The 18,026-nt window shown below is 67.8% G+C and carries 16 protein-coding genes and 1 tRNA gene; 2 read left to right on the top strand and 15 right to left on the bottom strand.

Annotation, left to right across the window (positions count from 1 at the left end; translation table 11 throughout):
- Positions 1-24 precede the first annotated feature (24 nt).
- The 5 genes from ABIE41_RS13020 to ABIE41_RS13000 all read right to left on the bottom strand — a co-directional run bounded on the left by ABIE41_RS13020 (position 25) and on the right by ABIE41_RS13000 (position 5,538).
- Positions 25-624 (bottom strand): TRAP transporter small permease subunit, encoded by a 600-nt coding sequence (locus ABIE41_RS13020; RefSeq protein WP_192640829.1) that lies wholly within the window; start codon positions 622-624, stop codon positions 25-27.
- Between the two features lie 254 nt (positions 625-878).
- Positions 879-954, bottom strand: a tRNA-Lys gene (locus tag ABIE41_RS13015).
- Between the two features lie 145 nt (positions 955-1,099).
- A complete protein-coding gene (locus ABIE41_RS13010) occupies positions 1,100-2,383 on the bottom strand; it encodes a solute carrier family 23 protein (protein WP_192640828.1) in 1,284 nt (427 codons plus the stop codon).
- 115 nt (positions 2,384-2,498) lie between these two features.
- On the bottom strand, positions 2,499-3,899 hold the full coding sequence (locus ABIE41_RS13005; RefSeq protein WP_354192163.1) for a methyl-accepting chemotaxis protein: 1,401 nt from the start codon (positions 3,897-3,899) through the stop codon (positions 2,499-2,501).
- 55 nt (positions 3,900-3,954) lie between these two features.
- Positions 3,955-5,538, bottom strand: coding sequence for a 2-isopropylmalate synthase (locus ABIE41_RS13000; RefSeq protein WP_192640826.1), 1,584 nt, complete (start codon positions 5,536-5,538; stop codon positions 3,955-3,957).
- 390 nt (positions 5,539-5,928) lie between these two features.
- Here ABIE41_RS13000 and ABIE41_RS12995 point away from each other — a divergent pair, with 390 nt between their 5' ends.
- Positions 5,929-6,570: a YoaK family protein gene (locus ABIE41_RS12995; protein ID WP_192640825.1), complete on the top strand. Its 642-nt coding sequence runs from the start codon at positions 5,929-5,931 to the stop codon at positions 6,568-6,570.
- 229 nt (positions 6,571-6,799) lie between these two features.
- The gene (locus tag ABIE41_RS12990) at positions 6,800-7,141 is read left to right on the top strand and encodes a hypothetical protein (RefSeq protein WP_192640824.1); all 342 of its coding nucleotides are present in this window, start codon (positions 6,800-6,802) and stop codon (positions 7,139-7,141) included.
- 45 nt (positions 7,142-7,186) lie between these two features.
- Here ABIE41_RS12990 and ABIE41_RS12985 read toward each other — a convergent pair whose 3' ends face one another.
- From ABIE41_RS12985 to ABIE41_RS12940, 10 genes are all read right to left on the bottom strand, one after another.
- Positions 7,187-9,289, bottom strand: a complete 2,103-nt coding sequence (locus tag ABIE41_RS12985) for a M3 family metallopeptidase (protein ID WP_192640823.1) — start codon at positions 9,287-9,289, stop codon at positions 7,187-7,189.
- 44 nt (positions 9,290-9,333) lie between these two features.
- On the bottom strand, positions 9,334-10,086 hold the full coding sequence (locus tag ABIE41_RS12980) for an NUDIX hydrolase (RefSeq protein WP_192640822.1): 753 nt from the start codon (positions 10,084-10,086) through the stop codon (positions 9,334-9,336).
- A complete protein-coding gene (locus ABIE41_RS12975; protein WP_192640821.1) occupies positions 10,083-10,985 on the bottom strand; it encodes a PhzF family phenazine biosynthesis protein in 903 nt (300 codons plus the stop codon). The genes ABIE41_RS12980 and ABIE41_RS12975 overlap by 4 nt, the downstream gene beginning before the upstream one ends.
- A gap of 5 nt (positions 10,986-10,990) precedes the next feature.
- Positions 10,991-12,106: an endonuclease/exonuclease/phosphatase family protein gene (locus ABIE41_RS12970; protein WP_192640820.1), complete on the bottom strand. Its 1,116-nt coding sequence runs from the start codon at positions 12,104-12,106 to the stop codon at positions 10,991-10,993.
- Positions 12,107-12,266: 160 nt separating this feature from the next.
- On the bottom strand, positions 12,267-13,115 hold the full coding sequence (gene pdxY, locus ABIE41_RS12965) for a pyridoxal kinase PdxY (RefSeq protein ID WP_192640819.1): 849 nt from the start codon (positions 13,113-13,115) through the stop codon (positions 12,267-12,269).
- A gap of 92 nt (positions 13,116-13,207) precedes the next feature.
- Positions 13,208-13,615 carry a nuclear transport factor 2 family protein gene (locus tag ABIE41_RS12960; protein ID WP_192640818.1) on the bottom strand — a complete coding sequence of 136 codons (408 nt, stop codon included), beginning with the start codon at positions 13,613-13,615 and terminating at the stop codon, positions 13,208-13,210.
- Between the two features lie 84 nt (positions 13,616-13,699).
- Positions 13,700-14,788, bottom strand: a complete 1,089-nt coding sequence (locus ABIE41_RS12955) for a sensor histidine kinase (RefSeq protein WP_354192158.1) — start codon at positions 14,786-14,788, stop codon at positions 13,700-13,702.
- 154 nt (positions 14,789-14,942) lie between these two features.
- Positions 14,943-15,974 carry an ABC transporter substrate-binding protein gene (locus tag ABIE41_RS12950; protein WP_192640817.1) on the bottom strand — a complete coding sequence of 344 codons (1,032 nt, stop codon included), beginning with the start codon at positions 15,972-15,974 and terminating at the stop codon, positions 14,943-14,945.
- Positions 15,975-16,152: 178 nt separating this feature from the next.
- Positions 16,153-16,941, bottom strand: coding sequence for an ABC transporter permease (locus tag ABIE41_RS12945; protein ID WP_192640816.1), 789 nt, complete (start codon positions 16,939-16,941; stop codon positions 16,153-16,155).
- Positions 16,938-17,825, bottom strand: coding sequence for an ABC transporter ATP-binding protein (locus tag ABIE41_RS12940; RefSeq protein ID WP_192640815.1), 888 nt, complete (start codon positions 17,823-17,825; stop codon positions 16,938-16,940). The genes ABIE41_RS12945 and ABIE41_RS12940 overlap by 4 nt, the downstream gene beginning before the upstream one ends.
- Between the last annotated feature and the right edge of the window lie 201 nt (positions 17,826-18,026).

Below are 18,026 nucleotides of genomic sequence, written 5' to 3'. Positions count from 1 at the left end.
AGATCCGGCGATCGTTCGGGTTGCTCACGAAGCCACCCCCTGCTGCTTGGCCTGTTCGAGCAGGCGATGAGCCTCGGCTTCCGCCGCCGCCGCATGCCCGCGCAGCGTCTCGTCGTCTTCGAGATGGCCGCGCATGATCGCGATCTGCTTGATGATTTCGGAGACGCCCTGGATCGCCAGCATGATGAAGCCGATGATGACGAGCCCCTTGGCCGGCCATTGCGGCAGGCCGCCGGCCGAGAGGGACTGCTCGTTGATGGCGTAGGAGCGGGTGAAGAACGGCCAGGAATGATAGATCATCAGAATGCAGAATGGCATCAGGAACAGGGTGTGGCCGATCAGGTCGATCCAGCGCTGCACGCTCTTGGGCAGCAGGCTGTTCACGATGTCGATGCGGATGTGCTCCTTCACCTTCAGCGTCCAGGCCGCGCACATCAGGAACACGGCGCCGAACAGCATCCACTGCAGCTCGAGCCAGGCATTCGACGAGACGTTGAAGACCTTGCGGATGATGGCGTTCACGGTCGCGACGATCACCGCGAGGAGGATCAGCCAGGCGATTTTCTTGCCGATCTGCTCGTTGATCGTGTCGATCACACGGCTGAGCTGGAGTAGTCCCTTCACATCGGTGCTCCCAATTCCCGTGCGGCGCCTTGTTCTGCAAGCAGGCCCCGTCCGCGTTTCGGTTATAGGAAGGCCATGCAGCGCACAAGCGCTCGGGACCCTTATCCAAAAGGCCGGGTGCCGGGATTTTTGGCAGGAGGCTGCGCAAGGCGCGATCGCCGCGGACCTACGCCGCGACAACGCGGCGCAGCACTGCGCGAGGCACGCCTTCAGGCCTGCCTGGATCTAGCGACGATGTCGGGAAGAAGGGTTCGTGGTGGGTGATGTAGGGCTCGAACCTACGACCCGCTGATTAAGAGTCAGCTGCTCTACCAACTGAGCTAATCACCCATACGCCACGAAGCGTAAGCCGTTCCGCGGGTTGGCCGCGTCAGGCAGGCCGGCGATGTAGCAAAGGCCCCCGCCCCTGTCCACCCACCTGCGACAGAAATATGTAAGACCCGCGGCGAAGCCGCCGCGGGCACTGCCGACGCGGTTAACGGGCGCCTGAGGCGGCCTTGCGGTTCAGCAGGTGGTAGAGCGCGATCGCGCCGAAGGTCGCGGTGCCGATGCCGCCGAGCTCGAAACCGAAGATCGGCAGCTTGAGGTCGCCGGCGCCGAGAATCAGCGCGGTCGCGACCGTCAGCAGGTTCTTCGGCTCCGAGAAGTCGACCTTGCTCTCGACCCAGATGCGGCCGGCCGTCGCCGCGATCAGGCCGAAGACCACGATGGCGAGCCCGCCCAGCACCGCCACGGGGATCGTGCCGATCACCGCGCCGAATTTCGGCGAGAAGCCCAGCGCCAGCGCGATCATGCCGGCAGCGACGAAGACGAGCGTCGAATAGACCCGCGTCACCGCCATCACGCCCATGTTCTCGGCATAGGTGGTCACGCCCGTGCCGCCGCCCGAGCCGGCAATCATGGTGGCGACGCCGTCGGCCATGAAGCCCCGCCCGATCAGGGGATCGAGATTGCGCCCGGTCATCACCGCGATGCCCTTGATGTGCCCGAGATTCTCCGCGACCAGAATGATCGCGACGGGCGCGATCAGTGCGATCGCCCGGCCGTCGAAGACCGGCGCGACGAAGCTCGGCAGGCCGAACCAGGGCGCCGCCGCCACGCGTGCGAAATCCACCGGCGGCGCGCCGAAGCTCGCGGCCGTTAGCGCATAGACGACATAGGCCAGAAGACCGCCGAGCAGGATCGGCAGGCGCTGGGCGAGCCCACGGCTGTAGACGGCGACGACGGCGACGGACACCACCGTGAACAGCGCGATCCACTTGGTGTAGGGGCTGGCCGAGATCATGTTCATCGCGACTGCGGTCAGGTTGAGACCGATCGCGGCGACGACCGCGCCGGTCACCACCGGCGGCAGCAGCTTCTCGATCCAGGCAGTGCCGACCGCCTGCACCACGAGGCCGATCGCGGCATAGAGCGCGCCGCAGGCGATGATGCCGCCCAGCGCGACCCCGATATTGGCGTTGGGGCCCGAGCCCGCATAGCCGGTCGCCGCGATCACGACGCCGATGAAGGCGAAGGAGGAGCCGAGATAGCTGGGCAATTGCCCGCGCGTGACGATGAAGAACAGCAGCGTCGCCACGCCCGAGAAGAAGATCGCGACATTGGGGTCGAACCCCATCAGGATCGGCGCCAGCGCGGTCGCGCCGAACATCGCCACGACATGCTGCAGCCCGGCAATGAAGGTCTGTCCCAGCGGCAGCCGCTCGTCGGGCATCACGGCGCCCGAGGTCTTCAGGGTCCAGTTCGGGAAATAGCCCATGGCGATCGTCTCCAGCTGACGCGGCGCGGCACCGCTTGGCTCGAAGCGATGACAGGCAAGGATCGCGCCCGCCAAGCCGGGCGCGACGGCGCATCCACAGGATTCGCAGAGGGCGTCAGCCGGCGAGGCGCTGCGCCACCGACGCGGCGAACTCGTTGACGCTGCGCGCCAGCTCGTCGGCGACATTGCCGACCGAGTCGGAGCGGGCGTTCATTTCCTCGACCGAGGAGCCGACCCGCTGAATGGCACTGAAGGTCTGGGCGACGAGATCCAGCGCGGTTTCGACCTCGCCGGCCGTGCCCTGGGCATCCTGCGCCATGCCCTCCGTGACGGCGAGCTGCTCGCCGAGCGAGCGCGCAATGGCGGAGGCGACGTCCGCCATGCCCGTCACCGATCCGTCGATCCGGGCGATCGAGCCGACACAGCGCTGGGTCGCCTCGCGGATGGCGTCGATGCGGGCCGCGATCGTGCCGGTGGCGCTCGTGGTCTGGGCCGAGAGGTTCTTGACCTCGCTGGCGACGACGGCAAAGCCGCGCCCGGCCTCGCCCGCCCGCGCGGCCTCGATGGTGGCGTTGAGAGCGAGCAGGTTGGTCTGCGCGGCGATGTCGGAGATCAGGTTCACGACCGAGCCGATCTCGCCGACGAGCCCGGCCAGGCTTTCGATCGTCTGCCGCGCCTCGCCGGCGGCCGTCACGGCCTGCTGCGCGATGTCTGCCCCCTCGCGCGTGCTGCGGTCGATCTCGCCGATCGACTGCCGGAGCTGCTCGGTGGCCACCACGGTCTGCAGGACGACCTCGCGCACGCGGCCGAGGCTCTCGCGGCTCTCGGTCATGCTCAGGCCCGCGCTGCGCGAGACCTGCGCACTGTTGGCCGCGACTTTGCTGAGCGTGCCCGACGCCTGGGTGGCGGCCTCCGACACCTCGCCGACCTGCTTGCGGAATCCCTCGGTCAGGGTCTCGATCTCAGCGCCACGCCAGACGGCCTGGGCCTCCTGCTTTTGGTAGACGACCTCCATCGTGCAGGCGAGGTCGACCGCCAGCAGCTCGACCACCCTCTGGCAGGCTTGCGCGGCAGCCCGTCCGGAGAAGCGGTTCCGCCGGCCGATCTCGGGAAAGGCCGCGCGCACCGCCGCCAGGATCATCACCGCGTGAGCACGCGCCCCGAACGGTGTGCTGGCCTCGGCCGTCACCGCCTCGCCCAGAGACCGCAGATAGGCATCATCGAAGGCCGCATCGAAGACGGCGGCGCCATGCCCGGCCAAGGCCCGCTCGAGAATGTCGCGATACCGCACGGCCGCATCGCTCATCCGCTCATGATGAATGAGGCGGTCGAAATGCAACGCGACGCCCGGCGCCAGCAGGGGTTTGACCACCGGGCCGAGGCTGCGCATCAGCCGCAGCGTCGACTCGTCGATTCCCATCACCGGGAAGCGCGACTGGGGCGACCCGGACCGCAACGCGGCTGTCGGATCCGGCAACGGGTCGTCGGTCGGGATCATGCCCCTGACGATAGGCAACTATGGTTAACGTATCGTCAGCGCCACGAGCCCGTGCAGCGGAGGCAGCGCGGCCTCAGCCCGCCGCCGCCTGGGCGTGCAGGCGCGAGCCCTTGGCCATCAGCTTGTTGAGCGCGACAAGATAGGCCTTGGCCGAGGAGACCAGCGTGTCGGGATCGGCACCGCGGCCGGTCACCGACGAGCCGTCATGGGTCAGCCGCACCGTGACCTCGGCCTGCGCGTCGGTGCCCTCCGTGACGGCATGGACGTCGTAGAGCTCCAGCGTCGCCTCATGGGGAACGATGGCCTTGATCGCGTTGAAGATCGCGTCGACCGGCCCGTTGCCCTCGACCTCCTCGGTGACGAAGCGGCCATCGACATCGAGCTTCATCGTCGCGCGCTGCGGCCCGCGCGTGCCGGCCATCACCGTCAGCGAGACCAGCTTCACCCGGTCATGGGCCGAGGCGAGGTTCTCATCGACCAGCGCCTCGATATCTTCGTCGTAGACATGCTTCTTGCGGTCGGCGAGCGCCTTGAAGCGGGTGAAGGCGTCCTCCATCTGGTTCTCGCCCAGATCGTAGCCCATGTCCTTCAGCTTCGAGCGGAAGGCGGCGCGGCCCGAATGCTTGCCCATCACCAGCGAGGTCTTGGTGACGCCGACCGAGGCCGGGGTCATGATCTCATAGGTGGTCTGGTTCTTCAGCATGCCGTCCTGGTGGATGCCGCTCTCATGGGCGAAGGCGTTCCGCCCGACGATCGCTTTGTTGTACTGCACCGGGAAGGCGCAGGCGCTGGAGACGGCCCGCGAGGTCTTCATCAGCAGCGTCGAGTCGATGCCGGTGTCGTAGGGCAGGACGTCGCCGCGCACACGCAGCGCCATTACCACCTCTTCCAGCGCGGCATTGCCGGCGCGCTCGCCGATGCCGTTGATCGTGCATTCGACCTGACGCGCCCCGCCCTCGATGCCGGCGATCGAGTTGGCGACCGCCAGCCCCAGATCATTGTGGCAATGCACCGAGAAGATCGCCTTGTCGGCATTGGGCACGCGCTCGCGCACCTGGCGGAACATGGCGCGGTATTCGTCCGGCGTGGCGTAGCCGACCGTGTCGGGCAGGTTGATCGTGGTCGCGCCGGCGCGGATCGCAGCCTCGGTCGCGCGGCAGAGATAATCGATCGGCGTGCGGGTGGCGTCCATCGCCGACCATTCGACGTCCTCGACCAGGTTGCGCGCCTGCGCGACGGTCTTCGTGATGATCTCCAGCACCTCCTCCTGCGACTTGCGCATCTGGTGCTCGAGATGGATCGGCGAGGTCGAGACGAAGGTGTGGATGCGCGGCTTGCCCGCATGGCGTACAGCCTCGCCGGCCCGCGCGATGTCGCCCGAAATGGCGCGTGCCAGCCCGGCGATGGTCGAGCGCTTGCTGCGCCGCGCGATCTCGGAGACCGCCTCGAAATCGCCCTCGGAGGCGATCGGGAAGCCGGCCTCGATGATGTCGACGCCCATCGCGTCCAGCATCTCGGCGACCTCGAGCTTCTCTTCGAAGGTCATGGTCGCGCCGGGGCACTGCTCGCCGTCACGCAGGGTGGTGTCGAAGATCAGCACGCGATCTTTTTGGGAAGCGGGCGTCGAAGAGCCGTTGCTGTTGGTCGAGTCGGTCATGGTCGTGGTCCTGAAAGAGCTGGCGCCGCTCTCGTCGGATGCAGGCGCCTCAGATCGGGAAGGTCGTTCTCGTCACTCCCCTGAGCGCCCAGGCATGCATGCCCGGCCGGCCCTCAGGGGCGGCTAAGGAGAAGAAGCAGACCGAGGCTGGAGACGGGACGCGCGCGCAGGCCAGCGATCCGCGCAGCGGCGCGGCCGGAAGGCGAAGCGGGGACGAACGTCTGGGACAAGCGGAATCCTCGAAGACCGTGGAACGATGTAGCCGAAAACGGGAGCCGCGCGCAAGCATATGTCGCAGGCAGCCGCAGGGTTGGGACCGCGGCGACGCTGCCCCTATCATCGGCGCCGGGCGCGCGGGCCGGCGAGTCGGCATGGCGGGGGATGCGGGCGATGATGACCTATAACCGCTGGGCGATCGGCCTTGCCTTCTGCCTGTCGGGGCTCGCCGGCTATATCGACACGATCGGCTTCATCAGCCTCGGCGGCTTCTTCGTCTCCTTCATGAGCGGCAACACCACGCGGCTGGGCATCGAGCTCGCCGGGCTGAAGGGCGGTGGCATCGCCACGGCCGCGCTGATCCTCGTCCTCTTCGTCCTCGGCGTGGTCTGCGGCTCGGTGGCCGGCCATTTCGGCGGCCGGCGGCGCAAATCGGCCGTGCTCTGGGTGGTGGCGCTGGCGCTTGTCGTCGCCGCGAGCCTCGACCAGATCGGGCTGAGCTTCGCAGGCGCCGCCATGCTGGCCTTCGCCATGGGCGCGGAGAACGGCGTCTTCCAGCGCGACGGCGAGGTCACCATCGCGCTGACCTATATGACAGGAACGCTGGTGAAGATGGGCCAGCGTATGGCGGGCGCCCTGCTCGGCGGACCGAAACTCGCCTGGGTCCGTCATTTCCTGCTCTGGATCGGCCTGCTGACCGGCTGCATCAACGGCGCCATCGCGCATTACCTCGTCGGCCAGGGCGCGGTCTGGCTGGCCGCGCTGGCGGCTGCGATCTTCGCAGTCGCCCTGCCCTTCCTGCCGCTGGACGACTGAGTACGCCGCAGGGCCTTAGCTCAGCCCTCATCCTGAGGAGCCGCGAACGCGGCGTCTCGAAGGATGCTCCAGATGTCTCAGGAGCCTCATGGACCATCCTTCGAGACGCGATCCTCCGGATAGCTCTCAGGATGAGGGCTGTGGGGACCGAAGGATGACGGAACAGCCACCGCTTTGCCCGCCCGCGGGAATCGGTCATCTTCGCGCCCATCTGATGCCGGAGCCCGCCATGCGCGCCTTTGCCCTGCCCCTCGTCGCCCTCGCCTTCGGCCTCGCCGCCTGCCAGACCGCCACGGTCTCGACGCCCCCGGCCCCGCCGCCCGAGCAGGCCGGGGCCGGCGTCACGCCCAACACCTTCCGCATGCCCACGGGCACGGGCTGCTCCGGCGAGGTCGAGCGTTTCCAGGCGGTGATGGACAACGATCTCGCCACCGGCCACACGACCAAGGGCGTTCACACGCGGGTTTCGGCCGAGATTTCGACGGCCCGCTCGACCTGCGCCGCCGGCAACGAGGGCGGCGCAATCAGCCAGATTCGGGCGACGAAGGCGCGGTTCGGCTATCCGGGGTGAGATGCACCGTCATGCTCGGGCTTGACCCGAGCATGACGCGCAGTACTACGCCGCCAGCCCGCGCTTCTGCAGCAGCGCATCCGGCGTCGGCAGCCGGCCGCGGAACAGCCGGTAGGCCTCCGCCGCGTCGCGCGTGTCACCGGCGGAATAGATGTAGCGCTTCAGCTTGCCGGCCAGTTCCGGCGCAAACACGTCGCCAGCCTCCAGGAAGGCGTTGAAGGCGTCGGCGTCCATCACCTCCGACCAGAGATAGCTGTAATAGCCCGCCGAATAGCCGTCGCCCGAGAAGACATGGGTGAAATGCGGCGTGCGGTGGCGCATCACCATGCCCTCGGGCATGCCGAGCCGCGAAAGCTCGGCCTTCTCGAAGGCCAGCGCGTCGATCTCGCCGGGCTCCTCCAGCGAATGGAAGGCGAGGTCGACCAGCGCGGATGAGGTGTACTCGACGGTGGCACAGCCCTGGTTGAAGGTCTGGGCGCGCTTGATCGTCTCGATCAGCGCCTCGGGAATCGGCTCAGCCGTGTCCGCATGCAGGCAATAGGTCTGCATCACCTCCTTGGTCAGGAACCAGTGCTCGTAGAGCTGCGAGGGCAGTTCGACGAAATCACGGGACACCGAAGTGCCGGCCAAAGATCCGTAGGTGACGTCCGAAAGCAGCCCGTGCAGCGCATGGCCGAATTCGTGGAACAGCGTGCGCGCATCGTCGATCGAGAGCAGTGCGGGCTTGCCCTCCGCCGGCTTGGCGAAGTTGCAGACATTGACGATGATCGGGCGGACCTCGCCGCCGAGCCGGCGCTGGCCGCGAAACGCGCTCATCCAGGCGCCCGAGCGCTTCGAGGCGCGGGCGAAATAGTCGCCGATGAACAGGCCGATATGCCGGCCGGTCGCGCTCTCCGTCACTTCCCAGATCCGGACATCGGGGTGATAACCCGCAAGATCGGTTCGCGCCGCGAAGGACAGGCCAAACAGCTTGCCGGCGACGTCGAAGGCAGCGGCGATGATCCGGTCGAGCTGGAGATAAGGCTTCAGCACCGCTTCATCGAGCGCATAGGTCTTCTGGCGCACCTTCTCGGCGTAATGGCGCCAGTCGGAGGGGCGGATCGGGCCGTTTTCACCCTCGGCCTGGGCCAGCGCGGCGAGATCGGCCGCCTCCTGGGCCGCGCGCGCCTTGGCCGGCTTCCAGACCAGTTCGAGCAGCTCGCGGACATTCTCCGGCGTCTTGGCCATGGTGTCGTCGAGCTTGAAATGCGCGAAGGTCGCATAGCCGAGGAGCTTGGCCTTCTCAGCACGCAGCTTGACCATTTCGGCCACGATCAGGCGGTTGTCGCTGTCATTGCCGTTCTCGCCGCGCTTGCCCCAAGCGGCGAAGGCCTCCTCGCGCAGGTCACGCCGCGTCGAGAAGGTCAGGAAGGGCTCGATCACCGAGCGCGACAGCGTGACCGCGTGTTGGCCGGGATGGCCGCGATCAGCCGCCGACCGCGCCATCGCAGCCAGCAGGAAAGGCGGCAGACCGGCAAGCCCCGCCTCGTCTTCGATCATCAGGGCATAGGAGGATTCGTCCTTCAGCACGTTCTGGCTGAACTGGGTGCCCAGGCCCGCCAGCCGCTCGTTGATCGCGGCCAGCCGCGCCTTGTCCTCCGCGCCGAGCTGCACGCCCGAGCGGATGAAGCCGCGATGAGTCCGCTCCAGCAATCGCATCTGTTCGGAATCGAGGCCCAGCGTCTCACGCTTGGCAAAGACCGCATCGACGCGGGCAAACAGCACGGGATCCATCATGATCGCCGACCAGTGCCGCGAGGTCAGCGGCGAGAGCGTGCGCTCGATCGCCTGAAGCGCCTCGTTCGTGTCGGCGCCCGTCAGATTGTAGAACACGCCACCGACGCGCGAGAGCGCACGCCCTGCACGCTCCAGCGCCTCGATGGTGTTGGCGAAATCGGGCGTCGCCGGATCGGCCACGATCGCCGCCATCTCGTCCTTGTGCTTGGCGAGCGCAGCCTCGAAGGCCGGCTGGACATGCTCGGGCCTGATCGCGGCGAAGGGCGGCAGGCCGAAGGGCGTGTCCCAGCGTGCGGCGAAGGGGTTGTCGGCCGGGAGCGGGAGCGCCTCGGGCACAGAGGCTTCGGACGAGACGGAGACGGGCGCGGTCATGGCATCGCTTTCGGCTGGCGGCGGCGGAGGGATCGAAAGGCCGATCAATCCTGCGCGAAGATATGGCTGAGATAGGGCTTCATGAAGAGCGCCATGCGGTGCCGGTCGCAATCGGCGGCGCTGCGCAGGATCACGATGTCGTCGAGTTCCTGCTCCTCGAGGTCGGCCATGCGCGACAGCATCAGCGCTCGCGCTTCCTCGGCCGGCAGGTCGATCGTCAGCGGCCGCATGAAGGCGACGCGGCCGGGTGAGAACACGGCATCCCAGCCCTCCCCGACCCGCACTTCGGTCTCGGCCAGCCCGGTCTCCTCGGCAAGCTCGCGCAGCACGCTGCCGGCGAGATCGACCGTGCCGTCGGCGCGGACATCGCTGCGGTCGGGCGTGCCGGCGGCGAAGTAAACCATACCGGCATTGGCCGTGTGGCCGCCCATGCGCCCGCACAGGAAGGCGCCATCCGCTGCCCGCAGCGCGCCCATGGCAAAGCCGTTGCGAAGCGCCGGGCCTGGATGGCCGGCGTCGCGCCACGCCATGAAGGCGGCATAGTCGGTCTCGAAATAGCGGGCCTCGAACACGCCACCGGTGATCGCCGCGCGGTGCTGCAGCAGGATGCGCCCGTTGAACATAGCGGGCTTGCCGGCACTGATCTCGGCCCAGTGCGCCGCGATCCTCGCCGCGTTCTCGCGGGCGAAGGCCCAGTCATAGGGCTCGATCCGGGCGTCGACCCCGCTCAGCCGCGCGATCTCCCCGTCCGCGAAACGGTCGATGTCGTTGGTCTCCACCCCGGCGGCGCCGGTCACAGCAGCACGCCCTCGCTGATGACGACGGCCGAACCGCCGATCCGCGCCGAGACCAGCGCGCCCTGCGCCACCGTCAGTTCCAGCGTGATCTGCGAGGGCCGCCCCATCTCGTAACCCTGCTCGATGACGAAGCGGTGCTCGCCATCGCCGGGCTTGTCGAAGGCCATGATCGCGCCGGCGAAAGCCGCCGTCGCGCCGCCCGTCGCCGGATCCTCGACGATGCCCGCCCCCGGCCAGAACATCCGGGCGTGGTAATGATGTCCCGTCGCCACCGTCTCTCGGCAATAGACGAAGGCGTTGGGGTGGGCGGCCGGCGTCATCACGGCGTTCCAGCGACCGAGATCGAGCGCGATCGCCCCGATCGCGGCGAGGTCGGCCACCGGCACCATGGTGAAGGGCACGCCGGCCGAGAAGACGGCCGGGCGGTGGCCGGGCAGGCCAATCCGGCCCGGTTCCAGCCCGAGGACAGCGGCGATATCGGCGGCGGCGGGCGCGGGCTCGCCCTCCTGCGGCAGGCGCGGCAACGTGAAGGTCGCCTGCCCCAAGCGCTCGCCGCTGACGGCGACCGCGCAGGGCACGCGGCCGATCTGCTCTTCCAGCACCAGAATGTCGGCGCCGCGCCCCTCGGCCCGGTCGCGCAGCGCCAGCAACACGGCGGTGCCGACGGTCGGATGCCCGGCGAAGGGCAGTTCGCGACCGGGCGTGAAGATGCGCAGCGCCGCGCGGTGCGCAGGCCCGGCCGGCGGCTGCACGAACACCGTCTCGGACAGGTTGAACTCGCGCGCGATCGCCTGCATCGCCGCCGTATCGAGCCCGTCCGAATCCAGCACCACCGCCAGCGGGTTGCCGGCATGGGGCGTGTCGGTGAAGACGTCGAGCGTGACGAAACGGCGGGCCATGACGGTCAGTCCTTTGGAATGGTCAGGTCGATGGTGAGCGGGCAGTGGTCGGAGGCCTTGGGCCTGTCCCAGCCGACGCGGGGATAGCGGTCCGCCGAGGTCGCCAGCCGCGCCATCGAGCGGTCGGGCTCGCGCGGATCGAGCGGCACACGATAGGGCAGCCCGCGCCGGATCATCTGCAGGGCCGGATGCGGATTGGCTGCCGCCAGCGCCGGCGAGAGCAGGATATGGTCGAGAGGCATATGCGTCTCGACGAGTTGCTCGCGCGCCTCGGACCAGTAGCGCCGGAAATGCGTCCAGCGCTCATGTGTCGGGATCGATTCCATCGGGTCGATGGCGAAACCGTCGAGCAGTGGCTCGATGCCGCTCTCCCCCTCGTCGACGACCTCGGCCAGCGGCCCCAGCCCAAAGCGGTAGGCGTTGAGATCGCCGAGCACGATCCAGTTCGCCTCGCGCCAGCCCTCGCCGAAGCGCTGCTTGATCAGGCCCTTCACGGCCCGGGCCTCGGCCCGGCGCACCGGCAGCGTCGCCTGCCGGCCATCGTCGCGGCCATTGTTCATCGATTTGAGGTGGCAGCCGAACAAGGCGAGGCTGCGGTCGCCGAAATCGAGCTCCACCTGCAGGCAGTCGCGCGCGAAGACCTTGCCGTCGGGTCCGATGCCGAGCGCGGCAAGATCGCGGTCATGGATGCCGGCCGCCGCGAAACTCAGATCCTTGTGCGAGCGCACGCTCACCTGCTGCGGCGCCAGCAGATCGCGCCGGGCGGCGAAGCCGATATCGATGTTGCGGCGGTCATTGCCGTCGAGCAGCGTGAAATGGCCGTAGCGATGGTCCGCGATGCGGTGGACGTAATTGGCGAAGAAGGCCTGCAGGCTGGCCAGCGAGTCGACCTCCTGCAGCATCCAGAGATCGGCCTTCGCCTCCGCCAAAGCGAGCGCCGTCATCTGGCGCTTGTCGTCCTCCAGCGCCACCGCCAGCGAACGCTCCACTGCATCGCGCTCGTCGATGCGCGGGAAATGGAACAGCGACATGGCGGGCGCCGTGTCGCTGCGCTCGCCCGAGGCGAAGCGCTGGCGCGTCAGCAGGTTCTCGACGTTGAAGGTGCCGACGCGCAGTTTCATGGCGTCACACTCTGACGGTCGGGCGAGGACCCACACCGTCATCCCGGATCAGCGGCGAAGCCGCGCCACTCCGGGATCCATCACAGAGTTCCGGAGCCCTCCGATGGATCCCGGGGCAAGCCCGGGATGACGCCAAGGTTCCGAGCAGGGTCGGCATGGTCTACAGCTTCTCGGGCACGAACTGGTGCGTCGGTGTGACGAACTCGTCCTGCGCCGCCACCGTCAGTATCTCGCGGGAACCCGCCTCCTTGGTGCGCTTGAGCAGGCCATAGATCGAGGCTGCGGCCTTGGCCAACGCGGCGGCGGCGGACTCCTCGCGCAGATAATGCACGAAGAACAGAGCTGCGATCGCATCGCCCGCCCCGTTGACGCTGACATCGAGCTTGGGCGTGCGCACGCGGAAGGCTCCCCTGGCGTCGGCCGCCATCAGGTCGATCGAGTCGGCGGGCGTCTCGTCGGTGACGAGCGAGGTGACGAGCACGACCTTCGGACCGGCATCGCGCAGCGCCTCGACCGCGCGATGCGCATCGGCAATCGTGCGGATCTCGATATCGGTGAGCAGTTCCAGCTCGAACTGGTTGGGCGTGACGATGTCGGCCGCCGGCACCGCCTGCTCGCGCATGAACTCGGGGATGCCCGGGCGCACGAAGACGCCGCGCCCGACATCGCCGATCACGGGGTCGCAGCAATAGACCGCCTTGGGATTGGAGGCGCGCACGCGCTCCACCGCCGATAGAATGGCATGGCCGATATCGGCCGAGCCCATATAGCCCGAGAGCACGCCGGTGCAGGACGGCAGCACGCCGCGCTCTGCGATGCCCTCCATCACCTCGTCGATCATGCCGCCGTCGAAGACACGGCCTTTCCAGGCGCCGTAGCCGGTATGGTTCGAGAACTGGACCGTATGAATCGGCCAGACCTCGACGCCCAGGCGCTGCATCGGGAAGACGGCGGAGGCGTTGCCGACATGGCCATAGGCGACATGCGACTGGATCGAGAGGATGTTCATGGGCGTCCCGGCGGTAGCGTGGGACAGAAGCTCTAGCCGTTCGCCCGGCCGGACGGCAAATCGAAAGCCGTCATGGCCGCCATCACCAAAGCTCAGGCCGCGCTCAGCCTCGCGACGCCGGCCGTGTCCGTGAACTGCGTGAGGCTGGCGATCTTGCCGTCCGCGATCGTGAAGATGTCGACGATCTCGAAATGGCCGCTGCGGCCGCTCGGCTTGCAGACGACATCGGCCTGCCAGTGCAGGATCGACCGCTCACCATCGACGGTAAGGCCCAGCTCCTCGACATTGCTGAAGACATAGGTCGCGATCAGCCCGGCCATCTGCTCGCGCACGGCATCGAGGCCGTCGGGCTGCATGAAGGTCTCGGCGACGCCGGGGCCGCCGACGAGCCGATAGCGGCATTGCGGGTGAAAGAAGCCCATCAGCGCGTCGAGATCGCCGCGGTGGCGCGCGGCATAGGCGTCGCGGATCAGGGCTTTGCTCGCGCTGTCGTCGGCCATGCCGCCTCTCCTTGCGTCAGGAGACGCAGTGTCGCGCCGGGAGCGTTTCGAGTCCAGTGCGGCGGTCCCTATCGCCGCGCTGGATCACGTTGACGTCGCCTCCTCACGCGGCAGGAGCTTGTCCATCGTCGTCGTCAGGCGGTAGCGGAAGCCATCGGGTGCGTAGTCAAGCTTCGCCTCCCCGCCGAACTTCTGCGCCGCGACGCGTTCGATCAGCCGCGAGCCGAAGCCGGCGCGGCTCGGAGCCGTCACCGGCGGTCCTCCGCTCTCGACCCAGTCGAGCCGGAAGGGCTCGTCGCTACCGCCAAGACCGGCCTGCCAGGTCAGCCTGACGCGGCCGCCTTCCACCGAGAGCGCGCCGTATTTGATCGCGTTCGTGATCAGCTCGTTGATCGCCAGCGCCAGGGTCAGGGCGTGGTCGGCGGCGAGTTCGATCGCGGGGCCGGAAACCTCCAGCCGGCCCTCGGCGACCCCATGCGGGGCAAGCGTACTGCGGATGACCTCGCCGATCGGCGCCCCGCTCCAGCTCGACTGGGTCAGGATCTCATGCGCTTGGCCGAGCGTGGCGATCCGCTCGCCGAAGGTCGCCTGCGCCTGCTGTAGAGACTGCGAGGAGCGGAAGGTCTGGCTGGCGACGGCGGAGACCATGGCCATCACGTTCTTCATGCGGTGCGCCAGCTCGGCGTTGAGGAGCCGTGCATCGCGCTCCGCCTTCACCTTCCCGGTCGTCTCGATGACGGTGTCGATGATGCCGACCACCGCCCCGCCCTCGTCGCGGACAGGGCTGTAGCAGAAGGTGAACCAGGTCTGCTCCGGCCGGCCGAAGCGCTCCAGCACCAGCGGCATGTCCTCGAAGAAGCTAGCCTCGCCGGCCAGCGCCTTTTCCGCGACGGGACCCAGCTCGCCCCAGACCTCGGGCCAGACCACGCGAAACGGACGCCCCAGCGGTTCCGGCTTGGTGCCGAGCATCGGCCGGTAGGCGTCGTTGTAGAGGCTGATCAGTTCCGGGCCCCAGAACAGGCATTTGGGGAAGCGCGAATTCACCATCATGCCGACGGTGACCTTCAGTGCGGCCGGCCAGTCGGCCAGTGGCCCCAGCGGCGTCGCTGCCCAGTCGTGGCTACGGATGGCGTCGCCCATGGCGCCGCCGCCGGTCAGAAAATCCTCAGTCACGCGCACGCTTCACGGTAGCCCCCATCCGTGGAACTCCATGGCGGATTTGTCGCGGCTGTAAATTCGCCGCGGCCCGCGGGAACGGGAATACCGTCCCCGGCGCCCGCTTTTGGGGCGGATTCGGCAAAAATGCCACATCCGCCCTCGCGGCCGTTCAGCTTCCTGCGGCGGCCTTCTTCGCGAAGGTGTCGATGAAGGTCGTCTTCAGATCGACGTTCGACGAGGCCAGTTCCGGGTCGAGCAACTTGAGCGCGTCGTACATGCTCTTCATCGCCTCGGGGCTGGAGACGCCGGTGCGCGAATAGCTCTCGAGCGAGTTCTTCACCGCCTGCAGATAGAGCGGCTTGTCACCGAGATGGTACTCGGCCGGGACCAGATCGGCGACGTCCTCGGGCTTGGCGGTCTCCAGCCATTTCAGCGCCTTGACGAAGGCGTTGGCGAGCTTCTGCGTCGTCACCGGGTTCTTGGTGGCGAAATCGCCCTTGAGATAGAGCACGGCCGCAGGATTCGAGCCGCCGAACAGCGCCTTGGTGCCGGCCTCGGTGCGGGTGTCGATGATGGAGACGACGTCGCCATCGGCCTCGAGCTTCGAGGTCACGGGGTCGAGATGCGAGATGATGTCGACCTGCTTCTGCTTCATCGCAGCAACGGCGCTGGCGCCAGCGCCGACGCCGATGATGGGCGCATCGGTCGCCTTCAGCCCGGCCTTGACCATGGCATATTGCGCGGTCAGCGCCGTGGAGGAGCCGGGCGCCGTCACGCCGATCTTCAGCCCCTTGAAGTCGGCGGCCGACTTGACCTTGTCGGCGAGGTCCTTGCGCACGGCGATGGTGATGCCGGGGAAGCGCCCGAGCTCGACGACCGCACGGATGTCCTGGCCCTTGGCCTGCATCCGGATGGTGTGCTCATAGGCGCCGGTGACGACATCGACCGAGCCGCCGACCAGCGCCTGCAGCGATTTGGCGCCGCCGCCGAAATCGTTGATCTCGACCTCGAGCCCCTGCTCCTTGAAGAAGCCCTTCTTCTCCGCGATCGTCAGCGGGAGATAATACAGAAGCTGCTTGCCGCCGACGCCGAGCGTCAGCTTGGGCTTCTCGGCATTCTGCGCGAAGGCCGCCAGGGGAGCGAAACCGAGCGCGGTGCCGAAAGCGAGCGCAGCCAGCGCCGCGCGGCGTGAGACGATCATGGGTGTTCCTCCGGTTGAACTGATGGGCGCCTCTCGCGAGCGCGTTGGGAGCAAGGATAGGCGGGATCGGGGCGAACGGGCAAGAACGGCGTCATTCTCGGGCGAAGCGAAGCGTAGACCCGAGAATCTCCGGAGAGAATCGCGCGGGTCTGCGCCCGACCATCACGCTGCTTCAGCCTCACACCGTCGTCGAACTCTGCCCCGGTCGCCAGACCAGCAGCCGCTTCTCGACCATCGTCACCACGGAATCGATCGCGATCACGAACATCGCCAGGATCAGCATGCCCGAGAACACGCCGGTCACGTCGAAAACGCTTTCCGCCTCGTGGATCTTGTAGCCGAGGCCGGCCGAGGAGCCGAGATATTCGCCGACCACGGCGCCCACCAACGCAAAGCCCACCGAGGTGTGCAAAGACGAGAACATCCAGGTCAGCGCCGAGGGCCAGTAGACGTGGCGGAAGAGCTGGCGCTCGTTCATGCCGAGCATGCGGGCATTCGCCAGCACCGTCGGCGAGACCTCGCGCACGCCCTGATAGACGTTGAAGAAGACGATGAAGAAGACGAGCGTGAAGCCGAGCGCGACCTTCGACCAGATGCCCAGCCCGAACCAGAGCGCGAAGATCGGCGCCAGCACGACGCGCGGCAGGGCGTTGGCCGCCTTGATATAGGGGTCGAACACCGCCGCCAGCAGCTCGTTGCGGGCGAAGGTGAAGCCGAACAGGATGCCCGCCGCAGAGCCGATGACGAAGGCCAGCACCGTCTCGGTCAGGGTGATGCCGAGATGCCAGTAGATCTCGCCGCCGGTGAGCTGGGTCCAGGTCCGCGACAGCACGGCGCCGGGCGTCGAGAAGAAGAACTGCGTCGTCTTGACATCGCCGAACAGGCTGGTCGTGGTGACGAGGTGCCAGATCGCCAGGAAGACGACCATCACCAGCGCCTGCAGGATGAGGAGCTTCGCGCGTTTCATGCTCCGGCTCCCCCAACCAGTTCCTTGCCCTCGCCCATCGCATAGGCCTTCTGCACCTCGACGCGCAGCGACGCCCAGATGTCGCGATGGATCTCGTGAAAGGCCTTTTCCAGCCTGATCTCGGCGATGTCGCGCGGGCGCGGCAGCGGCACGCGGTAATCGGCGACGATGCCGGCGGCGGGGCCGGCCGACATCACCACGACGCGGTCGGACAGCGCGATCGCCTCCTCCAGGTCATGGGTGACGAAGATCAGCGCCTTGCGGTCGCGCGACCAGAGATCGAGCAGGAGATTGCCCATGATCTGCCGCGTCTGCGCATCGAGCGGCCCGAAAGGCTCGTCCATCAGCAGGATTTCGGGATCGCGGATCAGCATCTGGGCCAGCGCCACGCGCTTGCGCTGCCCGCCCGAGAGCATGTGCGGGTAGCGGTCGACGAAGGCGCGCAAGCCCACCCGCGCCAGCCAGTCCCGCGCGCGCCGGTCGGCCTCGGCGTCGGAGACGCCCATCGGCTCGAGCGCGACCTTGACGTTGTCGAGCGCGGTCTTCCACGGCATCAGCGCATCGGCCTGGAAGAGATAGCCGGCCCGGCGGTTCAGCCCCGAGAGCGGCTGGCCGAAGATGGTGACGGTGCCGGCCGACGGTGTCAGCAGCCCGGCCGCCGCATTGAGAAGCGTCGACTTCCCGCAGCCGGTGGGGCCGACGACCGAGACGAACTCGCCCGCCGCCACCGACAGGTCGATGCCGGTGACCGCCTGGTAGCGGTTGCCGCCTTCGAGATGGAAGGTGATGTCGAGGCGGCCGAGCGCGACGGCGGAGGGCGCACCGGCTTGCGGCGACGGCACGGCAGATCCCGCATCCGCATGCGGGGCGTTGGGTAGCTCCATACAGTCCGTTTCCTCGTCGACATCGGGCGCGTCGGCGGCGCCGGCCGAAGCTCTCTGGCTCGTTGACGGGAAGATTAGGCGATCGGCCGCCGAAGGCCAACCCGCCGCATGGCTGCGGTCCTGCGGGCTACTGCGCGGTCACGGTTGCATCGTCGTCGCCGGACGGCGATAAGCGCCAGCCCCCACTCGCGCGTTCGGATC

The organism is Bosea sp. OAE506 (assembly GCF_040546595.1).
In the GTDB taxonomy this organism is placed as follows: domain Bacteria; phylum Pseudomonadota; class Alphaproteobacteria; order Rhizobiales; family Beijerinckiaceae; genus Allobosea.
Note: the sequence above shows the minus strand (reverse complement) of the source record. Positions and strands in the feature narration are given on the sequence as shown.

Coding starts and splice junctions, on each gene's coding strand:
- ABIE41_RS12970 (WP_192640820.1), bottom strand. CDS start 12,106: ATGAAACTGCGCGTCGGCACCTTCAACGTCGAGAACCTGCTGACGCGC.
- ABIE41_RS12985 (WP_192640823.1), bottom strand. CDS start 9,289: ATGACCGCGCCCGTCTCCGTCTCGTCCGAAGCCTCTGTGCCCGAGGCG.
- ABIE41_RS13010 (WP_192640828.1), bottom strand. CDS start 2,383: ATGGGCTATTTCCCGAACTGGACCCTGAAGACCTCGGGCGCCGTGATG.
- ABIE41_RS12995 (WP_192640825.1), top strand. CDS start 5,929: ATGATGACCTATAACCGCTGGGCGATCGGCCTTGCCTTCTGCCTGTCG.
- pdxY (WP_192640819.1), bottom strand. CDS start 13,115: ATGAACATCCTCTCGATCCAGTCGCATGTCGCCTATGGCCATGTCGGC.
- ABIE41_RS12945 (WP_192640816.1), bottom strand. CDS start 16,941: ATGAAACGCGCGAAGCTCCTCATCCTGCAGGCGCTGGTGATGGTCGTC.
- ABIE41_RS12990 (WP_192640824.1), top strand. CDS start 6,800: ATGCGCGCCTTTGCCCTGCCCCTCGTCGCCCTCGCCTTCGGCCTCGCC.
- ABIE41_RS12960 (WP_192640818.1), bottom strand. CDS start 13,615: ATGGCCGACGACAGCGCGAGCAAAGCCCTGATCCGCGACGCCTATGCC.
- ABIE41_RS12975 (WP_192640821.1), bottom strand. CDS start 10,985: ATGGCCCGCCGTTTCGTCACGCTCGACGTCTTCACCGACACGCCCCAT.
- ABIE41_RS12940 (WP_192640815.1), bottom strand. CDS start 17,825: ATGGAGCTACCCAACGCCCCGCATGCGGATGCGGGATCTGCCGTGCCG.
- ABIE41_RS12950 (WP_192640817.1), bottom strand. CDS start 15,974: ATGATCGTCTCACGCCGCGCGGCGCTGGCTGCGCTCGCTTTCGGCACC.
- ABIE41_RS13000 (WP_192640826.1), bottom strand. CDS start 5,538: ATGACCGACTCGACCAACAGCAACGGCTCTTCGACGCCCGCTTCCCAA.